Annotated in this window: 18 protein-coding genes and 2 pseudogenes; 12 read left to right on the top strand and 8 right to left on the bottom strand. The window is 69.0% G+C overall.

Translation table 11 applies throughout. The annotated features are described in order from the left end of the window. Nucleotides 1-36: 36 nt before the first annotated feature. From P2L57_RS23875 to P2L57_RS23865, 3 genes and pseudogenes are all read left to right on the top strand, one after another. Nucleotides 37-1,395 carry a GH1 family beta-glucosidase gene (locus tag P2L57_RS23875; RefSeq protein ID WP_275817884.1) on the top strand — a complete coding sequence of 453 codons (1,359 nt, stop codon included), beginning with the start codon at nt 37-39 and terminating at the stop codon, nt 1,393-1,395. Between the two features lie 33 nt (nt 1,396-1,428). Next, nucleotides 1,429-1,608, top strand: a pseudogene (locus P2L57_RS23870) (AMP-dependent synthetase); the annotation flags it as partial. Between the two features lie 196 nt (nt 1,609-1,804). After that, entirely contained in the window at nt 1,805-3,346 is a 1,542-nt protein-coding gene (locus tag P2L57_RS23865; protein WP_275817882.1) for an AMP-binding protein, read from the top strand. Between the two features lie 54 nt (nt 3,347-3,400). Here P2L57_RS23865 and P2L57_RS41155 read toward each other — a convergent pair. From P2L57_RS41155 to P2L57_RS23850, 3 genes and pseudogenes are all read right to left on the bottom strand, one after another. Next, nucleotides 3,401-3,682 (bottom strand): annotated as a pseudogene (locus P2L57_RS41155) (IMP dehydrogenase); the annotation flags it as partial. Then, nucleotides 3,607-4,116 carry a hypothetical protein gene (locus P2L57_RS23855; RefSeq protein ID WP_275817880.1) on the bottom strand — a complete coding sequence of 170 codons (510 nt, stop codon included), beginning with the start codon at nt 4,114-4,116 and terminating at the stop codon, nt 3,607-3,609. The gene P2L57_RS23855 and the pseudogene P2L57_RS41155, both read right to left, overlap by 76 nt. Before the next feature lie 23 nt (nt 4,117-4,139). Next, nucleotides 4,140-4,577, bottom strand: coding sequence for a hypothetical protein (locus P2L57_RS23850; protein ID WP_275817878.1), 438 nt, complete (start codon nt 4,575-4,577; stop codon nt 4,140-4,142). Between the two features lie 256 nt (nt 4,578-4,833). Between P2L57_RS23850 and P2L57_RS23845 the strand changes: the two genes are divergently transcribed. Continuing rightward, the gene (locus P2L57_RS23845) at nt 4,834-5,175 is read left to right on the top strand and encodes a hypothetical protein (RefSeq protein ID WP_275817876.1); all 342 of its coding nucleotides are present in this window, start codon (nt 4,834-4,836) and stop codon (nt 5,173-5,175) included. Nucleotides 5,176-5,223: 48 nt separating this feature from the next. On the opposite strand, the gene P2L57_RS23840 is transcribed toward P2L57_RS23845, so the two are convergent. The 5 genes from P2L57_RS23840 to P2L57_RS23820 form a co-directional block, all read right to left on the bottom strand. Further along, on the bottom strand, nt 5,224-5,979 hold the full coding sequence (locus tag P2L57_RS23840; RefSeq protein WP_275817874.1) for a hypothetical protein: 756 nt from the start codon (nt 5,977-5,979) through the stop codon (nt 5,224-5,226). Between the two features lie 257 nt (nt 5,980-6,236). After that, the gene (locus P2L57_RS23835; RefSeq protein ID WP_275817872.1) at nt 6,237-7,691 is read right to left on the bottom strand and encodes a catalase; all 1,455 of its coding nucleotides are present in this window, start codon (nt 7,689-7,691) and stop codon (nt 6,237-6,239) included. 208 nt (nt 7,692-7,899) lie between these two features. Next, nucleotides 7,900-9,618 carry a glyoxylate carboligase gene (gene gcl / locus P2L57_RS23830; RefSeq protein ID WP_275817870.1) on the bottom strand — a complete coding sequence of 573 codons (1,719 nt, stop codon included), beginning with the start codon at nt 9,616-9,618 and terminating at the stop codon, nt 7,900-7,902. A 5-nt stretch (nt 9,619-9,623) separates the two neighbouring features. Continuing rightward, the gene (locus tag P2L57_RS23825) at nt 9,624-10,538 is read right to left on the bottom strand and encodes a 2-hydroxy-3-oxopropionate reductase (RefSeq protein ID WP_275817868.1); all 915 of its coding nucleotides are present in this window, start codon (nt 10,536-10,538) and stop codon (nt 9,624-9,626) included. A 22-nt stretch (nt 10,539-10,560) separates the two neighbouring features. Continuing rightward, the gene (locus P2L57_RS23820) at nt 10,561-11,403 is read right to left on the bottom strand and encodes a TIM barrel protein (protein ID WP_275817865.1); all 843 of its coding nucleotides are present in this window, start codon (nt 11,401-11,403) and stop codon (nt 10,561-10,563) included. A gap of 156 nt (nt 11,404-11,559) precedes the next feature. On the opposite strand from P2L57_RS23820, the gene P2L57_RS23815 reads away from it, so the two are divergent. From P2L57_RS23815 to P2L57_RS23780, 8 genes are all read left to right on the top strand, one after another. Next, nucleotides 11,560-11,811 carry a YkoF family thiamine-binding protein gene (locus tag P2L57_RS23815; RefSeq protein ID WP_275817863.1) on the top strand — a complete coding sequence of 84 codons (252 nt, stop codon included), beginning with the start codon at nt 11,560-11,562 and terminating at the stop codon, nt 11,809-11,811. Between the two features lie 2 nt (nt 11,812-11,813). Beyond that, on the top strand, nt 11,814-12,194 hold the full coding sequence (locus tag P2L57_RS23810) for a helix-turn-helix domain-containing protein (protein WP_275817861.1): 381 nt from the start codon (nt 11,814-11,816) through the stop codon (nt 12,192-12,194). Nucleotides 12,195-12,358: 164 nt separating this feature from the next. After that, nucleotides 12,359-12,880, top strand: coding sequence for a 2-oxo-4-hydroxy-4-carboxy-5-ureidoimidazoline decarboxylase (gene uraD / locus P2L57_RS23805; protein WP_275817859.1), 522 nt, complete (start codon nt 12,359-12,361; stop codon nt 12,878-12,880). Then, nucleotides 12,877-13,257 carry a hydroxyisourate hydrolase gene (gene uraH / locus P2L57_RS23800; RefSeq protein WP_275817857.1) on the top strand — a complete coding sequence of 127 codons (381 nt, stop codon included), beginning with the start codon at nt 12,877-12,879 and terminating at the stop codon, nt 13,255-13,257. The genes uraD and uraH overlap by 4 nt, the downstream gene beginning before the upstream one ends. A 7-nt stretch (nt 13,258-13,264) precedes the next feature. Continuing rightward, nucleotides 13,265-14,212 carry a factor-independent urate hydroxylase gene (pucL, locus tag P2L57_RS23795; RefSeq protein ID WP_275817855.1) on the top strand — a complete coding sequence of 316 codons (948 nt, stop codon included), beginning with the start codon at nt 13,265-13,267 and terminating at the stop codon, nt 14,210-14,212. A gap of 136 nt (nt 14,213-14,348) precedes the next feature. After that, nucleotides 14,349-15,752 (top strand): 8-oxoguanine deaminase, encoded by a 1,404-nt coding sequence (locus P2L57_RS23790; RefSeq protein WP_275817853.1) that lies wholly within the window; start codon nt 14,349-14,351, stop codon nt 15,750-15,752. 219 nt (nt 15,753-15,971) lie between these two features. After that, nucleotides 15,972-17,366: a nucleobase:cation symporter-2 family protein gene (locus P2L57_RS23785; RefSeq protein ID WP_275817851.1), complete on the top strand. Its 1,395-nt coding sequence runs from the start codon at nt 15,972-15,974 to the stop codon at nt 17,364-17,366. Between the two features lie 145 nt (nt 17,367-17,511). Continuing rightward, nucleotides 17,512-18,423, top strand: a complete 912-nt coding sequence (locus P2L57_RS23780; RefSeq protein ID WP_275817849.1) for a hypothetical protein — start codon at nt 17,512-17,514, stop codon at nt 18,421-18,423. Nucleotides 18,424-18,441: the final 18 nt, after the last annotated feature.

Below are 18,441 nucleotides of genomic sequence, written 5' to 3'. Positions count from 1 at the left end.
AACAACCCTCATGTTTGCGTCGAAGGGGCCGAGCCCATGCCGCGCACACCCGCACTGCCGCCGACCTTCCGCTGGGGCGTGTCCACCGCCTCCTACCAGATCGAGGGGGCGGCCACGGAGGACGGACGAGGGCCCAGCGTCTGGGACGTGTTCGCCGCCAGACCCGGTGCCATCAGGGACGGGCACCATGCGCGCACCGCCTGCGACCACTACCATCGCTGGCCCGAGGACATCGCGCTGATGCGGGAACTCGGCATCGACGCCTACCGTTTCTCCATCGCCTGGCCACGTATCCAGCCGACCGGGCGCGGGCCGGTCAACGAACGCGGGCTCGCGTTCTACGACCGGCTCACCGACGCGTTGCTCGAATCCGGCATCACACCGTTGCCGACGCTCTTCCACTGGGACCTGCCGCAGGCCCTGGAGGCCGAGGACGGCGGCTGGATGTCGCGGGAGACCGCGTACCGCTTCGCCGAGTACGCGGCGCACACCGCCGACCGGCTCGGTGACCGGATCCGCGACTGGATCACGCTCAACGAGCCATTCGTCCACATGGTGTTCGGCTATGCGCTGGGCCAGCACGCGCCCGGCCACACGCTCATGCTGGATGCCCTGCCCACCGCGCACCACCAGTTGCTCGGCCATGCGCTCGCCGCCGGGATCCTGCGCGGGCACGGCGGCCGGGTGATGATCGCCAACAACTGCACCCCGGTGAGCCCGGCGAGCGACACCGCACCGGACCGTGCCGCCGCCGAGGCGTACGACGCCCTGCACAACCAGCTCTTCAACGACCCGCTGCTGGCCGGCCGTTACCCGGACCTGTCCGCCTACGGCGTCGGAGACGACCTCGGAGGTTCGGTCAAGGACGGCGACCTGGCGCTGATCCACGGGACCCTCGACGGTCTCGGGATCAACTACTACAACCCCACGCGCATCTGCGCGCCCACCGACGACTCCGACGGCCTGCCGTTCACGCAGGCAACCATCGACGCAGTGCCCAGCACCGCCTTCGGCTGGCCCGTCGTTCCCGAGGGCCTACGTGAACTGCTGCTGCGGTTGGGCCGCCGGTACGGGGACGCGCTGGTGCCCATCACCATCACCGAGAACGGCTGCTCGTACCCCGGCATCGACGACCCCGACCGGATCGCCTACCTCGACGGACACATCCGCGCCGTCGCCGACGCGGTCGCCGAAGGCGTGGACGTACGCGGCTACTTCGTCTGGACGCTCGTCGACAACTTCGAGTGGGCCGAGGGCTACACCCAGCGCTTCGGCCTGGTCCATCTCGACCACGCCACCCAGACCCGCACCCCCAAGGCCTCCTACGCCTGGTACCGGGACCTGATCGCCGCGCACCACCGGAGCCAACCCGGCGCACCCGATGCCACCATGTGATCCCGACCGGCTCACACCCCACGGGGGGCACACATCGTGATGCTCGGCAACCAGACGGAGCCGTAGGAGACGGCACTGGCCGCCATGAAGCTGCGCGCGGTCGTCGTCCCGGCCACCCCGCTGCTCGGCCCGGCCGACCCCGCCGACCGCATCGAGCGGGGCGGCGCCCGCCATGTGCTGGTACGCGCGGCGGACACCGGGAAGTTCGACGAGGCGGCTACTACCGCACCGGCGACATCGGCTCGCGCGACTCCGACGGCCACATCACGTACATCAGGCGCGCCGACGACGTGTTCAAGGCGTCAAGATCAGGGGGCTTTTCCGTTCAATTGCGGCTGGCCGCTTGATCGATGGCGGCTGTTGGTATTCCTTCGTTGTTGTTCCTGAGCGTCGCGGACAGGGGAGAGCAATGCGGGTACCGATGACCATCACGGACTTCCTCGATCGGGCAGAGCTGGGGTTCTCGTCCAGCCTGGGGGTGGTCGACGAGCCGACCCAGCCCGCCGAGCCGGTGCCGGACTCGTCGTACGGGCGGTTCGCGGAACGGGTGCGGGCCTGGCAGGCGGGGTTCGACGCGCTCGGCGTCGGCGAGGGCGAGCGGGTGGCGGTGGTCAGCCACAACTCCGCCCGGCTGCTTGAGTTGCTGTTCGCAGTGCCGATGAGCGGCCGGATCTGCGTGCCGGTCAACTTCCGCCTCAAGCCGGAAGAGGTCGAATACGTGGTGCAGCAGAGCGGGGCCTCGGCCCTGCTCGTCGACCCGGAGTTGGACGGTGCGCTCTCCGCGGTGAAGGCGCGCCACCGCTTCGTTCTCGGCGCACAGACGGAGAGCGAGCTGATGCGGTTCGGCGTTGAGCCGCGCCCGTGGTCGAATCCGGACGAGGACGCCACCGCCACGATCAACTACACCTCGGGGACCACCGCCAGGCCCAAGGGTGTGCAGGTGACCCACCGCAACATCTGGGTGAACGGCCTGACCTTCGGGCTGCACACCCGCGTCTGGGAGCGCGACGTCTACATGCACACGCTGCCGATGTTCCACTGCAACGGCTGGGGCATGCCGTATGTGATGGCAGGACTCGGCGTGAAGCAGGTGGTGTTGCGCAAGGTCGACGGCGCGGAGATCCTGCGCCGTGTTGAGCAACACGGCGTCACGCTCATGTGCGGCGCGCCCGCGGTGTGGAACGCGGTGCTGGATGCTGCGGCGACGTGGGAAGGCGAGATCCCAGGTCGCGATCGGGTGCGGATCGTGTGCGCCGGGGCACCGCCGCCGAGCAGGACGATCCAGCGGGTGGGCGAGGAGTTGGGCTGGGAGTTCACCCAGCTCTACGGCCTGACGGAGACGTCCCCGCTGCTCACCTTCAACCGCTCCCGTCTGGCCGATGCGGATCTGCCCGCGGAGGAGAGGGCTCGGAAGCTGTCGCGTGCGGGGTTGCCCGCGCTGGGCGTCAAGCTGAAGGTCGCGGACTCCGGCGAGGTCCTGGCACGGTCGAATACGGTGCTCGACGGCTACTGGGACAAGCCGGAGGAGACGGCGGAGGCGCTGGAGGGCGGCTGGTTCCACACCGGTGACGGCGGCACCATCGACGAGGCGGACGGCCACCTGACGATCTCCGACCGGAAGAAGGACGTGATCATCACCGGTGGGGAGAACGTGTCGTCGATCGAGGTGGAGGACACGATCTTCAGCCACCCGGCGGTCGCCGAGGTCGCCGTGATCGGTGTGCCGGACGAGAAGTGGGGCGAGACGATCAAGGCCTTGGTGGTCCTGGCCGAGGGAGCGACGGCGACCGAGGCCGACATCATCGCCCACTGCAAGCAGCGGATGGCCGGATACAAGGCGCCGACAAGCGTGGAGTTCCGCGACTCCATCCCGCGCACGGCCACCGGCAAGATCCAGAAGTTCAAGCTCCGCGAGCCGTATTGGGCGGGGCTGGAACGGGAAGTCCACTGAGCGCCGGGCCCACTTGATCTCGCTGCCATGCTCTGGCGGCACTCGGGTTCCCATCGCCAGAGCCAGGGCCACGTCGTAGTCGTGCACCAGCCCGCCGTCGGAGCAGATCGGCACGTACTCGCCGGTGCGCTCGCGGAAGGCGTCCCGAGCCGCAGCGACGTCGAGCACTGCGCTGGCCTGGCCGCGGCCGATGCCCTTCTGGTCGCGGGTGATGCAGATGGAGCCGCGCCGATTGTTGGCGCGGGGCCGGTCTGCCGTTGTCAGGCCGTTCGCCAGTACCTGCCCACCGCGTCGGTCGCCTTGTGTACGACTGCTGGGCTGGGTGGTGCGGGCCACGACTGGATGCGGTGTTCCTCGACTGGTTCTTCGTCCTCGTCGATGGCGTCGGCGTAGCTTCCGGCGTCCCGGCCCCGGGTGCTGACCCGTAACCGGTACGTGCCGGGCCCGTTCCATGCCAGGTTGGGGAACCGCTCCGCAGGGCCGCCGTCCACCGCGCAGAGTCGTGCTTCCTGGGTGGCGTTGTAGCTGGCCTCGACGACGTCGTCCCAGCCGTCCAGCTCCAGTGGCGGCGCTTCGGCCCACGTCTCGGCCTTCATCCAGATGTCGCCTGTGTTCAGCCCGGGTAGGAGCAGCGCGCCGTCGGTCGCGGTGAGGATCACACCGGTGGGCACCCGTTCTGGGATGGGTACGTGATCTGGGTTGCCGACGATCAGGTACTGCCTCGCGGAGACGAACAGCCGGGCGCGCACTTCCCACACCGGATGGACCATGGAGCGTCTCCCCTCCCTGAGTGTCAGGTCAGGACCTGGACCCAGTACTCGTCGTGGTCCAGTATGCGGTTCCGCCTGCCCTGGCCTTGAAGGCCCCATTTGTGAATCAGGTTGTGCTGCGCCCAGTACACGTGCCAGGCCACCTGGTCGATCCGTCCATCGCGGGTGTTGAGGGTGTAGGTGGGGTCGTAGGTCCAGTTCACACAGCCTCGGCCGGTCCCGCTGCCGACGGGCTGACGGTCGCAGCGGACCTGAGCGGTGTCGCCGAGCTTCTGCTGCAGTTGGTTCGGGGCGGAGAGGTTCCTGACCGTCACGTTCACTGGCGGCTGGTGGTAGGTGGTGTTCTTGCCAGGCGAGGTCACCTTGAAGGTGAAGTGCTGGTTTTGTGCCGGGTATTTGAGCCGTTGCTCGCCACCGCCGGTTTCGGTGCAGCCGCCGCCGGAGGATGCCTTACAGTCCACGGCTACCGAGGCCAAGGTTCCTTCGGCGGCCACCCCGGATGCCTGGACGAGCAGCGAGTTCCGGGAACTGGATCTGCGGTGAGCGCCCCCGGCGTGTGGCGCGGGGCACCGTGCACGGAGTGCGCCGTTAGCCCCTGTCCATGGTGAGGTGACGGATTCCTGCCTGTCGGCTGTGAGTGGTGCCCGCATACGTTGCCACCACGGCCCGGGGAGTCCTCCGGGCCGTCAGGCAAGCCGAGTTGAAGGGTGGGCAACGATGAGCGACGCCATCTTCCACGCGGGCACGCAGATTACCCTGAACGAAGCGCTGACCTCGGGCAACGGCCGGACCCTGCTGCGCCTGCAGGAGGACCGCAACCTGGTGCTCTACAAGGACAACAAGCCTGCCTGGCAGGCCGAGAACGCCTGGTCGCACGGCAACACCCTGAAGGTGCAAAGCGACGGCAACGTCGTGCTGTACGACGAGGGCGACCGCCCCGTCTGGGCCTCCAACACCGAAGGCAACGACGGTGCGTATCTGGTCGTGCAGGATGACGGAAACGCGGTGGTCTACGACAAGGCCGGCGGGCCGATCTGGGCCACGAACACCGGTGACTGACCGGATCGGATGACATCGGCCTGAGAGGGCGGGGAGCGGCCCGCCGTCTCAGGCCGGTTTGCTGCCCGGTGCGGTACGGATCAGCTGGTCGGCCGCGTCGTTGACCGGTTGCGGTGTACCGGTCAGGTCCATCACGAACAGCGGAACGCCGAGTTGGTCGGCGCGCAGCCGGGCGTCATGCGCGTAACCGGCCAGCGAGAAGAACGCACCGGCGCAGTCCTCGTTGAGCGAGTTGAGCCAGAGCGTCTCGACATCGCGCAACGGGGTCGGCCGGGTTGCCGGGTCCACCTGTGCCACCACGCCCTCACCGCGCAGGTCGACTCCGGTCGCCGAGTGGTCGGCCGCGACGGCCACGCCGGTGAAGCCCAGCCACTTCAGATACTGCGCCGCCGCTGTTACCGCGTCTCCGCCGGTGCGGATCGTCACCGGCCGGAACGGCGGCCGCCGCACCGGCTGCGGCGCTCCGGTGAGCGGTGTACCCGTGCCGGTGGTGGGCAGCGGCGCTCCCGCCGGTTCCGACTCGGCGGGCGGTACATCGGGCGGTCCCGGGTCGATGGGGAGTCGGATGACGGCGCCGCAGGTGCAGCCCAGCTCGGGCTGCGGCCAGTCGTCGCTGCGTCCGCACGACGGGCAGCGCAGTGTCACCCAGGAGTTCTTCCAGGTCCGCTGCCGTACCTCGGTCGGTACGCCGCCGCGCAGTACCGCAATGGTCACCGGCGCACCGCATGGACAGGGGAAGGTCGGCGGGGTGAACCCGTGCTCGCGGCGGCAAGCCGGGCAGCGGACGGGCACGCTTTCGGCCAAGGCGGAACTCCAGGCAGATCCGGTCCGGTGGGCGGTCGTGCGACCACAATATCCGGGGCCGAGGCTCAGGGCCCGGCATGCGGCCCTGGCGGCTGACGCCCGCACAGACGTCAGCCGCCAGGGCAGCCGGGACCCGGGGTCCCGCGGCGTCGAACGCCGCGCCACGGTCCCCGGAAGAACGCGGTACGCCCGCACCGCCGGTCCTCCACCCCTCAGAAGAGGCCGGCGGCGCGGGCGAGTTGGTGCCCCGTCGGGGATCAGTTCTCGCGCAGCTCGCGTACGGCCGCCTGAAGGCGCTTGCCGTAGTCCGGGTCGGCGGCGTGGAAGTGGGCGAGGTTGGCCTCGATCACGTCGTCGCGGGTCACCTGGGAGAGGCTTCCGGCGATGTTGGCGATGAGCCGGGACCGCTCCTCGGGCGACATCAGCCGGTACAGCTCACCGGCCTGGAAGAAGTCGTCGTCCTTGGTGTGTTCGGGGGCCGGGTGGGTGCCGGTGTGGCCGGAGACCGCGAGGGCCGCGGCCAGTGGCTGGTCGGTCTGGACCGGGCCGTCGTAGGAGTTGGGCTCGTAGTTCTTCGCGTGCCGGCCCTGTGCGTTGGTCGCCATGAAGCCGTCGCGGCCGTAGTTGGCGGCCGGGTTCTTCGGCGCGTTGACCGCGAGCTGGGTGTGGTTGACGCCCAGGCGGTAGCGGTGCGCGTCGGCGTAGGCGAACAGCCGGCCCTGGAGCATCTTGTCCGGGGACGGGCCGATGCCGGGCACGAAGTTGTTCGGGGAGAAAGCCGACTGCTCGACCTCGGCGAACACGTTGTCCGGGTTGCGGTCCAGCACCAGGCGGCCGACGCGCCGCAGCGGGTAGTCGGCGTGCGGCCAGACCTTGGTCAGGTCGAACGGGTTGAAGCGGTAGTCCGCCGCCTCGGCGACCGGCATGATCTGCACGTACAGGGTCCACGACGGCTTGACGCCGCGCTCGATCGACTGCACCAGGTCCCGCTGGTGGCTGTCCGGGTCGCTACCGGCCAGCTCGGCGGCCTGCTCGGTGGACAGGCAGCGGATGCCCTGGTTGGTCTTGAAGTGGTACTTGACCCAGAACGCCTCGCCCGCCTCGTTGACCCAGCCGTAGGTGTGCGAGCCGTAGCCGTTCATGTGGCGGTACGAGGCCGGGATGCCGCGGTCGCCGAACAGCCAGGTGACCTGGTGCGTGGCCTCGGGGGCGTGCGCCCAGAAGTCCCATACGTTGTCCGGCTCCTGGATGCCGGTGAACGGGTCGCGCTTCTGCGAGTGGATGAAGTCCGGGAACTTGACGGGGTCCTTGATGAAGAACACCGGGGTGTTGTTGCCGACGAGGTCGTAGTTGCCCTCCTCGGTGTAGAACTTCAGCGCGAAGCCGCGCGGGTCGCGTACCGCGTCCGCCGCACCGAGATTGCCGGCCACCGTGGAGAAGCGGATGAAGATGTCGGTGCGCTTGCCGATCTGCGACAGGAACGCGGCCCTGGTGAAGGCGGTGACATCGTCGGTCACCTCGAAGTGGCCGTGCGCGCCGGAACCGCGGGCGTGTACCACGCGCTCCGGAATCCGCTCGCGGTTGAAGCGCGCGAGCTTCTCCAGCAGATGCTGGTCCTGGAGCAGCAGCGGACCGCCGACACCTGCGCTGGCGGAGTTCTGGTTGTCGGCGACCGGAGCGCCGGACTCGGTGGTAAGCGTGGGCTTGGGCATGACGACCTTCCGATGGGGGTCCGGGGGCACCCCCCGGGACAACACAGCACCCTCAACTACCGTCGTGCGGTAGCGCGTTTCCGTATGCCGGACTGTGTCCCGGGACATTACGAATCGCTTCAACAAAATGTCAATGGTTCCGCCCGGCGGCGCGCTTGGGCGCGACAGGACAGGTCGGCGCGCCGCCGGACGGAGGTCGGGGTGAGGCCTACGCCTCCGGCTCGAACTCCTTGACGGCGTCGATGTTCGGGCCGTGCGGGGTGTTCGCCTCGCGCTCGATCATGATCTCGACGAGCACCGGGCGGGAGGTCGAGGCCGCCTCCTTGCGGGCCCACTCGACGGTCGAGCGGATGTCGGCCGGATCCCAGACACGGCGGCCGGAGCAGCCGTACGCCTCCATGATCTTGACGTTGTCCGAGCCGTACTCGTCGTAGTGGATGTCGACCTGGTAGTTCATGTCGTACCCGATGGACGCCTGGCGGATCAGGCCCAGGTACTCGTTGTTGAGCATGATCAGCACGTACGGCACGTTGTACTGGGCGGCGACCGCGAGTTCCTCGACCATGTACTGGAAGCCGTAGTCACCGACGATGCCGACGACCTCGTCGTTCCTGCCCTGGCTCTGCAGCGCCTTCTTGACGCCGATCGCGGCCGGGATCTCCCAACCCAGCGGTCCCGCCTGACCGCAGACCTGGTAGTGCCGCGGCTTGTGGGCCTTCTGGTGCTGGCCGCCCCAGATCTGGTAAAGGCCGATGGCGGTGACGAAGTAGGTGTCCTCGTCGAAGATCTCGTTGATCTCCTTGTAGACCCGCGGGGCCTTGATCGGGGTGGTGTCGAAGTCCTCCCTGCGGACCAGGGTGCGCTTGAGCTCCTGGCAGCGCTCGATCCAGGACGCGACGTCGGCCGTGGCCCGGCGCCGCTTGGCGGCGGCCAGCAGCGCCTCCAGGAACAGCCTGGCGTCGGAGACGATGCCGAGATCGGGCTCGATGACCCGGCCCAACTGGCCCGGCTCGATGTCCACATGGACGAACGTGCGGTCGCCCTTGTAGATGTCGATGTCGGCCCCGGTGTGCCGGTCGCCGAACCGGGCGCCGACGGCGAGCACGAAGTCCGACTCCAGGAAGGAGGCGTTGGCGTACCTCTGGGAGGTCTGGACCCCCGTCGTGCCCAGGTTCAGCTGGTGGTCGTCCTCGATGCAGCCCTTGCCCATCAAGGTCACCTGGAACGGCACCCGTAGGTACTCGACCAACTCCCGCAGCACGTCCGAGGCTTCGGACAGGATCACCCCGCCGCCCGCCAGGATCAGCGGCCTGCGCGCGGCCAGCAGCAGGTCCAACGCGGCCTCGACGCGCGGCGCGTGCGGTGCGACGGTCTTGACCGGCAGCGGCGCGTCGATCTCGGCGTCGTACCAGATCTCCTGCCGGCCCTTGTCCAGCGGGATGTCGATCAGCACCGGTCCCGGACGGCCCTCACGGGCGATCCGGAACGCCTCCCGGAAGATCCACGGGATCTGCGCCGCCTCCTTGACCTGCACCGCCCACTTGGTGACCGGCTTGGCTATCTCCACGATGTCGACCGCCTGGAAGGCCTCCTGGTGCAGCTTCGGGGAGACCGCCTGGCCGGTGATGCAGACCATCGGGATGGAGTCGGCCTGCGCGGTGTACAGACCGGTGATGAAGTTGGTGGCGCCCGGGCCCGAAGTGGCGATCGCCACCCCGACCCTGCCGTTGGTGCGCGCCCAGCCGTCCGCCATGTGCGTCGCGCCCTCTTCGTGGCGGACCGTCAGATGGTCGATGCCGCCCACCACCTCCATCGCCTTGTACAGCGGGAGGATCGCGGCGCCGGGGCAGCCGAACGCGATGTCGACACCCTCGTCCTTCATGATCTGGACGGCCGCCTGCATGGCGGGAATCCTTGTGGCAGCCATGGCGGTCAGCCCTCGACCTTCTGTCCGGAGAGACGTTCGACGGCGCGCAGCAGCGCGGAGTGGTCCAGGCCGCCGTCGCCCTGGGCACGCAGGGAGGCGACGAGCTGGGCGACGACGGCGCCGACCGGCAGCGCGGCGCCGACGTTGCGGGCGGCGTCGGTGACGATGCCCATGTCCTTGTGGTGCAGATCGATCCGGAAGCCCGGCTTGAAGTCCCGGCCCAGGAAGTTGTCCTTCTTGCGGGTCAGCACGGTCGAGCCGGCCAGACCGCCGTTCAGCACGTCCAGTGCGGCGGCCAGGTCCACCCCGGACTTCTCCAGGAAGACCACGGCCTCGGCGCACGCCTGGATGTTGACGGCGACGATGAGCTGGTTGGCGGCCTTCACCGTCTGACCCGAGCCGTGCGGACCGCACAGCACGATCGTCTTGCCGAGCGCCTCGAAGATGGGCTTGGCGTAGTCGAAGTCGGCTCGCTCACCGCCGACCATGATGGAGAGCACCGCCTCGACGGCGCCGGCCTCGCCGCCGGAGACCGGGGCGTCCAGTACCCGAATGCCCTTCTCCGCCGCGTTCTTGGCCAGGTCGACCGAGGTCTGCGGGGTGATCGAGGACATGTCGATCAGCAGCGCGCCGGACCTCGCGTGCTCCAGGATGCCGTCCTCGCCGTAGGCGACGGCCTCGACCTGCGGGGAGGCCGGGACCATGGTGATGATGACGTCGGCGTCCCGGACGGCCTCGGCGATCGAGGTGGCGGCGGTGCCGCCGTTCGCCGCGAGGCGGTCCAACTTGGGCTGCTCAAGGGTGTAGCCGGTGACCGGGTACCCGGCCTTGATGAGGTTCTCGGCCATGGGGGAGCCCATGATCCCGAGGCCGATCCACGCGATCGCCGGGCGGGAGGGGTCTGCGAGTGTGCTGCTCATTGGGTGCCTCTCGGATCGAGAATCAGTGCTTGGCGGCGCGGTCTGCCACGGGCAGCCACTCGAAGGCGGCCGAGCTCGGGCCGTCGCCCGGCTTGTACTCAAGGCCGACCCAGCCGTCGTAACCGGCCTTCCGCAGGCGGCCGAGCAGGTCGGCGAAGTCCAGCTCACCGCTGCCGGGGAAGCCGCGGCCCGGGTTGTCCGCGATCTGTACGTGACCGGTCCTGCCGGTGTGGCGGTCGATGACCTCGTGCAGGTCCTCGCCGTTCATCGACAGGTGGTACAGGTCCATCAGGAACTTGGCGTTGCCCAGGCCCGTGGCGTCGTTGACCTTGTCCACCACCTCGATCGCCTTCGGTGCGCTGACGATCGGGCAGCGCGGTGACTCGGGGGCGTTGAGCGCCTCGATCAGCAGCACCGCGCCCACCCGGTGTGCGGCGCGCGCCGCCAACACCAGGTTCTCCAGGGCGAGTTCGTCCTGTTCGGCCGGGTCGACGCCGTCCACCCGGTTGCCGTAGAGCGCGTTGAGCGCCGTGCAGCCCAGCGACTGTGCGAAGTCGGCGGCCACGTCGATGTTGGCGCGGAAGCGGTCCGATTCGGCACCGGGGATCGACAGCGCGCCGCGGTCCGGGCCCGGCAGCTGCCCTGCGTAGAAGTTCAGCCCCACCAGCCGGGTGCCCGCGCTGTGCAACGCGTCCCGCAGTGCGTCGAGTTCGGCCTGGCCGGGGGCGGGTGCGTCGACCCACGGCCACCACAGTTCCACCGCGGTGAACCCGGCCGCCGCGGCCGCCGCGGGGCGCTCCAGCAGCGGGAGCTCGGTGAAGAGGATCGACAGGTTCACGTCGAAGCGCGTGTCAGAGAAACCCACGGGGATGCGCCCCTTTCCGGAAATCGCGCTGTCTTCCGCAGTGGTCTATTTCGTATTGCGGAAGTTAGTTTCTGCGTATTGGAAGAGTGGGGGATGGGCGCGGCGAGTGTCAAGTGCCGATGTCGAGGCGCGTGCGGAACCGGTTAGGTTGAGGGCGTGCGATTGAGGGTTGAGTTCACGACGGAGCCGTTCGATCTCGACGAGGCCCCGCGGCATGCGGTGGTGGCACGCGAGGTGGTGCAGGCGGCCGACCTGGACCGGGTGGACGTCGGTCCGTTCGGCAACACCGCGGAGGGTTCCGCCGAGGCGGTGCTCGCCGCGGTCGGCGATCTGCTGAAGCGCACCCTGGACGCGGGTGCGACACGGGTCTCCCTGCAGCTCAACGTGGTGGATGAGGGGGAGGGGTGATCGTGACCGGACCCGATGGCCACCCGCTCGTCGACGCGGTCAAGCCGCTGGTCGACGCCATGGGCGGGGAGATGGTCCCGCCGGACGCGGCGCGCGGGGACGACGTGGTGCTCAGCTGGGAGGGTGAGCAGGTGGTCGCGGTGCGGTTGCCGCACATAGCCGACTCGCTCGATCACATCCTGGCCGACCTGGAGCGCCGTCAGGGGCGTCCGCTCGCCGAGCTGGACCGCAAGGAGAAGCAGACGGTGGTGCGGATCCTGGAGGAGCGCGGCGCCTTCTCGGTGCGGCACGGGGTCGAGACGGTCGCCTCGGCGCTCGGTGTCAGCCGCTTCACCGTCTACAACTACCTCAACCGCGAGAACGCCGCGAAGGGCAGTGAGTAATCGCCCGAGAGCATGGCGTGACCAGCGTTTTTGGAGCCGCCGCCCGGTTTTGTCCCGGGGGGCGGCCTTTTCTGTTGCGGAAAGTTCAACAAAGTGTTGACGGCATGTGGCGCAGGCATCTAGCTTTCCGGCAAGCCCGGTCCAGCAGGCCCCGGAGGCCGCAGATGACTTCTCGCACCACGGCGGGCCTCGCCCGCTTCAACTCCGCTGACGGTGACACCGCCGCTCACCTGCTGCACGAGGTGTGCACGTCCACCGTCTGGGTCAACGCGGTGCTCGCCAAGCGCCCGTACGCCGACACGGAGGCGCTCCTCAAGGCGAGCGACGCCGCGATGCGTGAGCTGGCCGCCGAGGATCTCGGCCAGGCGATGGCGGGCCACCCGCCGATCGGCCGTCCCAAGCCCGGTGACCCGGCCTCGGCGCGCGAGCAGAGCGGCATGGCCGGAGCATCGGAACAGCTCAAGGCCGAGCTGCTCGAACTCAACCTCGCCTATCAGGACCGGTTCGGGCATGTCTTCCTGATCTGCGCCACCGGACTCACCGGTGAGCAGATGCGGGACGCGGCCAGGGCCCGGATCGGCAACACACTGGAACAGGAGCGCGAGATCGTCCGCGGTGAGCTGGGGAAGATCAACCGCATCCGGCTGACCCGCCTCGTGGCGGTCGCGGAAGGAGACCCGTCATGACGGAGACCTCCGTGTCCACGCACATCCTGGACACGAGCATCGGCTGCCCCGCCGAGGGCGTACCCGTGCAACTGTCCGTGCGCGGCGGCGACACCGCCTGGACGGTGCACGGCGCGTCCAAGACCGATGCCGACGGGCGCTGCAAGGATCTGCCCGCCCTTCCCGAGGGCACCACCCACGTACGGCTGCACTTCGAGACCGAGCCGTACTTCCTATCGAGAAAGCAAGCCGAGGAACAGCAGGACGCCCCCCGCGAAAGGGACAGCGACGCCTTCTTCCCGGAGGTGGCGATCACGTTCGCCGTCAAGCCGGGTGAGCACTACCACGTGCCGCTGCTGCTCAACCCGTTCGGCTACTCCGTATACCGAGGGAGCTAGCACCGACATGTCTGCCTATTCCCACCCGGCCCGCCCGGTAGTTCTCGGCCAGAACCAGTACGGCAAAGCGGAGAACCGCGTCGTAAGGATCACGAGGGACGGCGACACCCACCACATCAAGGACCTCAACGTCTCGGTCGCCCTCTCCGGCGACATGGACGACGTCCACTACTCCGGCAGCAACGCCAACGTGCTGCCGACCGACACCACCAAGAACACCGTCTTCGCCTTCGCGAAGGAGTACGGGATCGACTCGGCCGAGCAGTTCGGCATCCACCTCGCCCGGCACTTCGTCACCAGCCAGGAGCCGATCGAGCGGGCGCGGATCCGGATCGAGGAGTACTCCTGGGACCGAATCCAAAGCGCCGACGCCAACTCCCGGTTCATCGGATCGGACGAGGTCAAGCACTCGTTCGTGCGCAACAACCAGGAGATACGCACCGCCCAGATCACCTTCGACGGTGAGCGCTGGGAGGTGCTGTCCGGACTGAAGAACCTGACGGTGCTGAACTCCACCCACTCGGAGTTCTGGGGCTACGTCAAGGACAAGTACACGACCCTCAAGGAAGCGTACGACCGCATCCTGGCCACCGATGTCGCCACCGTCTGGCGCTACAACTGGACCAGCGACGAGGAGCGGATGCCCAACTGGAACAAGTCCTACGCGCAGGCCCGCCAGCACATCCTGCAGGCCTTCGCCGAGACCTACAGCCTCTCGCTGCAGCAGACGCTGTACCAGATGGGTTCGCGCGTCATCAACAGCCGTTCCGAGATCGACGAGATCCGCTTCTCGCTGCCCAACAACCACCACTTCCTGGTGGACCTGGAGCCGTTCGGCCTGAAGAACGACAACGAGGTGTACTACGCCGCCGACCGCCCGTACGGCCTCATCGAGGCGACCGTGCTGCGGGACGGTGCCGAGGCCCGCATACCGGTCGACATGACCAACCTCTGACAGACCCATCGCTCACTCGGCACCCGGAGCGCTCGACGGGTGGGGCGGCGTCCTCGACCGCCCCGCCCGGCTCCGGCACTCAAATCCCCTGGGCCATGCCGTGCCCGACCGCCAACACACAGAACGAGGAAGCACCATGGCAGCATCGGCAGCCTCCGGCGGCGCGACGGCGCGCATCGTCATCGAGAACTGTTCCATCGCCACCGTCGACCCGGACGACTCCGAGTACGCCTGCGGACACGTGGTCATCGCGGGGAACCGCATCGAGTCGGTCGGAGCCGGGCCCGCACCCGCGGGTGTGGACAACGTCGTACGGCGCGTCGACGCCGACGGCCATCTGCTCACCCCGGGCCTGGTCAACACCCATCACCACTTCTACCAGTGGATCACCCGCGGCCTGGCCCAGGACTGCAACCTCTTCGACTGGCTGGTCACCCTCTACCCGACCTGGGCGCGGATCGACGAACAGATGGTGTACGCGGCGGCCCAGGGCTCACTGGCCGCGCTGGCGCTGTCCGGTGTGACGACCGCGATGGACCACCACTACGTCTTCCCCCGGGGCGCCGGTGATCTGCTCGGCGCCGAGATCCGCGCCGCCGCCGAGATGGGGGTGCGGTTCTCGCCGACCAGGGGCTCGATGGACCGCGGCCAGTCGGACGGCGGCCTGCCGCCGGACTTCGCCGTCGAGACCACCGAGGCCGCGCTCGCCGCGACCGAGGAGGCGATCGACCGCTGGCACGACCCGTCCTTCGACTCGATGCTGCGGATCGGCGTCGCACCCTGCTCGCCGTTCTCGGTCTCCACCGAACTGCTGCGTGAGGCCGCCGTGTTGGCCCGCCGCAGAGGCGTCCGGCTGCACACCCACGGCAGTGAGACGGTGGAGGAGGAGAAGTTCTGCCACGAGCTGTTCGGCATGGGTCCCACCGACTACCTGGAGTCCACCGGGTGGCTGGGTGAGGACGTGTGGATGGCGCACTGCGTCCACATGAACGACTCCGACATCGCCAAGTTCGCCGAGACCGGTACCGGTGTCGCCCACTGCCCCTCCTCCAACGCACGACTGGGGGCAGGTATCGCCCGGGTGCCCGACATGCTGGCCGCCGGTGTGCCGGTCGGCCTGGGGGTGGACGGCACCGCCTCCAACGAGTCCGGCGAGCTGGGCACCGAACTACGCAACGCCCTGCTGATCAACCGGCTCGGCGGCCACCGCGAGAAGGCGCTGAACGCCCGCCAGGCGCTGCGGCTCGGCACGATGGGCGGCGCCCGGGTGCTCGGCCGTGACCAGGAGATCGGCTCCATCGAACCCGGCAAGCTGGCCGACCTGGCGCTGTGGAAGCTCGACGGTGTGCTCCACGCGTCCATCGCCGACCCGGTCGCCGCGCTGGTCTTCGGCGCCGCCGCACCGCTGACCCTGCTGCTCACCAACGGCAAGCCCGTTGTGGAGCACGGCCATCTCGTCAATGTCGACGAGGACGCCATCGCCCGCTCCACGCGCGCCGAGGCCCGACGACTGGCCGAGATCGCCGGTCTCACCAGCTGAGTTCGCGCCACCACGGCACCGGCCGAGGAGGACGGTCCCCGGCCGGCCGCGCCGCCCCCGTGCCGGATGGTCACGGCAGGGGGCGGCGCATTTCTTCCGATGGGATCTCGTGAAGCAGCCCCCAGGAGATCCCGCCCCTGACGCACCATCCGCAACCCCTCGACCCGCACCACCTCCCTGAAACCCGCGCAAGAGCGCGTAACCGACAGGAGGAGCACCGTGGTCGCCACCCCGGCTCCAGCAATCGCAGAGCGCAAGCATCCGGTCGATCAGACCCTCCCCCCACTCAAGCTCATCACCAGCGGTCTGCAGCATGTGGCCGCCATGTACGCCGGTGTGGTCGCGCCGCCGCTGGTGGTGGGCAAGGCCTGCGGGCTGTCCGGCACCGAAATGACCTTCCTGGTCGGCGCCAGCCTGTTCACGGCGGGCCTCGCGACGCTGCTGCAGACCCTCGGCTTCTGGAAGGTCGGGGCCAAGCTGCCCTTCGTCAACGGAGTCTCGTTCGCCGGTGTCGCACCGCTGGTCGCGATCGCCGACACCACCCCGCACCGCGACAGCCTGCCCATCATGTTCGGCGCGGTGATGGTCGCCGGAGTCCTCGGCTTCCTCGTCGCCCCGTACTTCAGCAGACTCGTCCGGTTCTTCCCGCCCGTCGTCACCGGCTCCGTCATCACCCTGATAGGGGTTTCGCTGCTGCCGGTCGCCGTCGGATGGGTCGCCGGAAACAATCCGGCGCACCCCGCGGCCGGGCTCTCCGACATCGCGCTCGCCGTCATCACACTCGTCATCGTGCTCGTACTGCGGCGGCTGCTGGCCGGATTCCTGCAGCAGATCGCGGTACTCATCGGCCTGGTCGCCGGAACGCTGATCGCGATCCCGTTCGGCCGGACCGACTTCAGCCCGTTGGGCAAGGCGAGCGTCATCGGCTTCCCCACCCCGTTCCACTTCGGTGCGCCGCAGTTCCAGGTTCCGGCCGTCGTCTCGATGTGCATCGTGATGCTGGTGTGTCTGACCGAGTCGACGGCCGACATCCTGGCGCTGGGCAAGGTGGTCGAAAAGCCGGCCGACGAGGCCGTGTTGGCCGCGGGCCTGCGTGCCGACACACTGGGCAGCGCCATCAGCCCGTTCTTCAACGGCTTCGCCAACAGCGCCTTCGCGCAGAACATCGGACTGGTGGCGATCACCAGGGTGCGCAGCCGGTTCGTGGTCGCGGCCGGTGGCGTCATCCTGATCCTGATGGGCCTGTCTCCGGTCCTGGCGTCGCTGATCGCACTGGTTCCCGGTCCGGTGCTGGGCGGCGCGGGCATCGTCCTGTTCGGCACGGTCGCCGCCAGTGGCGTCAGGACGCTTGCCGAAGCGGACCTCAACGACGGCAACAACCTGCTGATCATGGCCGTCGCCCTCGGCATCGGCATCGTTCCGATCGTCGCTCCCGACTTCTACGACGGTGTGGACCAGCATCTGCAGATCGTGCTCAAGTCCGGCATCAGCACCGGCTGTCTGGTCGCCGTCGTCCTCAACCTGGTCTTCCACCACCTCGGCCGCAAGCCCGGGCCGGGACCCGCCGAGCCCGTGGAGGCGGTCGGCGAACCGGTGCCATCCGCTTCGCGCTGACGGCAGTCGGTGCCGCCGCCCGCCCTGATCGCGAGGGCGGGCAGCGGCATTCGGCAACAGCGAGTGAGGCTCACCCGCATGGTCGCTTGGCAACGGCCGCGCTCGGTGTTCTGCTGTGGCGTGGGTCACAGCGGAAGGGATCTTCATGCGCATCGCATCGTCGCGGCGCGGCGCCAGGGCGGCCGCCGTCGCCGCTCTGGCGTTCGCCGCCACCGTCGCCGGAGCCGGTCCGGTGTGCGCCCGGCCGGGAACCGGACACCCGCGCATCGATGTGCGGATCGATCCTTCGGGTATCCGGGCCCCCCGAAACCGCCCGTGCGGAAACACCACGTTCCAGGTCCACACCAGCGACCGGCGCGGGCGTCAGCTGCAGCTCTTCCGCCCCAAGCGCGGGGTCCGGTGGCGACGGGTGCTGGAGGACCTGGTCAACGCGGTCAGCCGCGACCCGCGCACCGCCGCCACCGGCATCCACGCGGTGCGGGCCGACGCCGAGGCGCTGGGCGGCGCCTTCGTCACCTCCCGGGTCCCGACGGAGTTCACCGAGGCGATCACCGCGGGCTGGGTCTACCTGCTGGACTTCACGGACTTCCGGCAACACCCCAGCGCCGACGCCGAGGTGGAGACGCTCCACCTGCACGGCCCCTGCCGCTACGAACCGATCAGGCGCCCACCGACCGGGCGCGTACTCACCGTCGACACCCAGACCGGTCCCCGCTTCCGTCCGCAGGATGTGGACTACGCCCACGGCACCCTGCTGGTGCACGACATCTCGACCGAGATCCACGAGATGCGGATCCAGCCCGTCAGGAGCGGCACCACCGATGCCGATCTGACCCGGTACTTCGACGCGCTGGCGCACGGCCGGCCGGCCGAGCGGTCACCCTTCACCGGCGAGCCCACCGGACTCGGCGCCATCTCGCCCGGCCGCACCGTGATGGTGCATCCCCATCACCTACGGCGCGGCACCTACGCGCTGCTCTGCTTCGTCCCCGACGAGGGCACCGGTGCACCCCACACCTTCCTCGGTATGCACCAGATCGTGCGACTGCACGGATGAGACGCCGTGAACGACGAA

The organism is Streptantibioticus ferralitis, assembly GCF_029223525.1.
Taxonomy (GTDB): domain Bacteria; phylum Actinomycetota; class Actinomycetes; order Streptomycetales; family Streptomycetaceae; genus Streptantibioticus_A; species Streptantibioticus_A ferralitis.
Note: the sequence above shows the minus strand (reverse complement) of the source record. Positions and strands in the feature narration are given on the sequence as shown.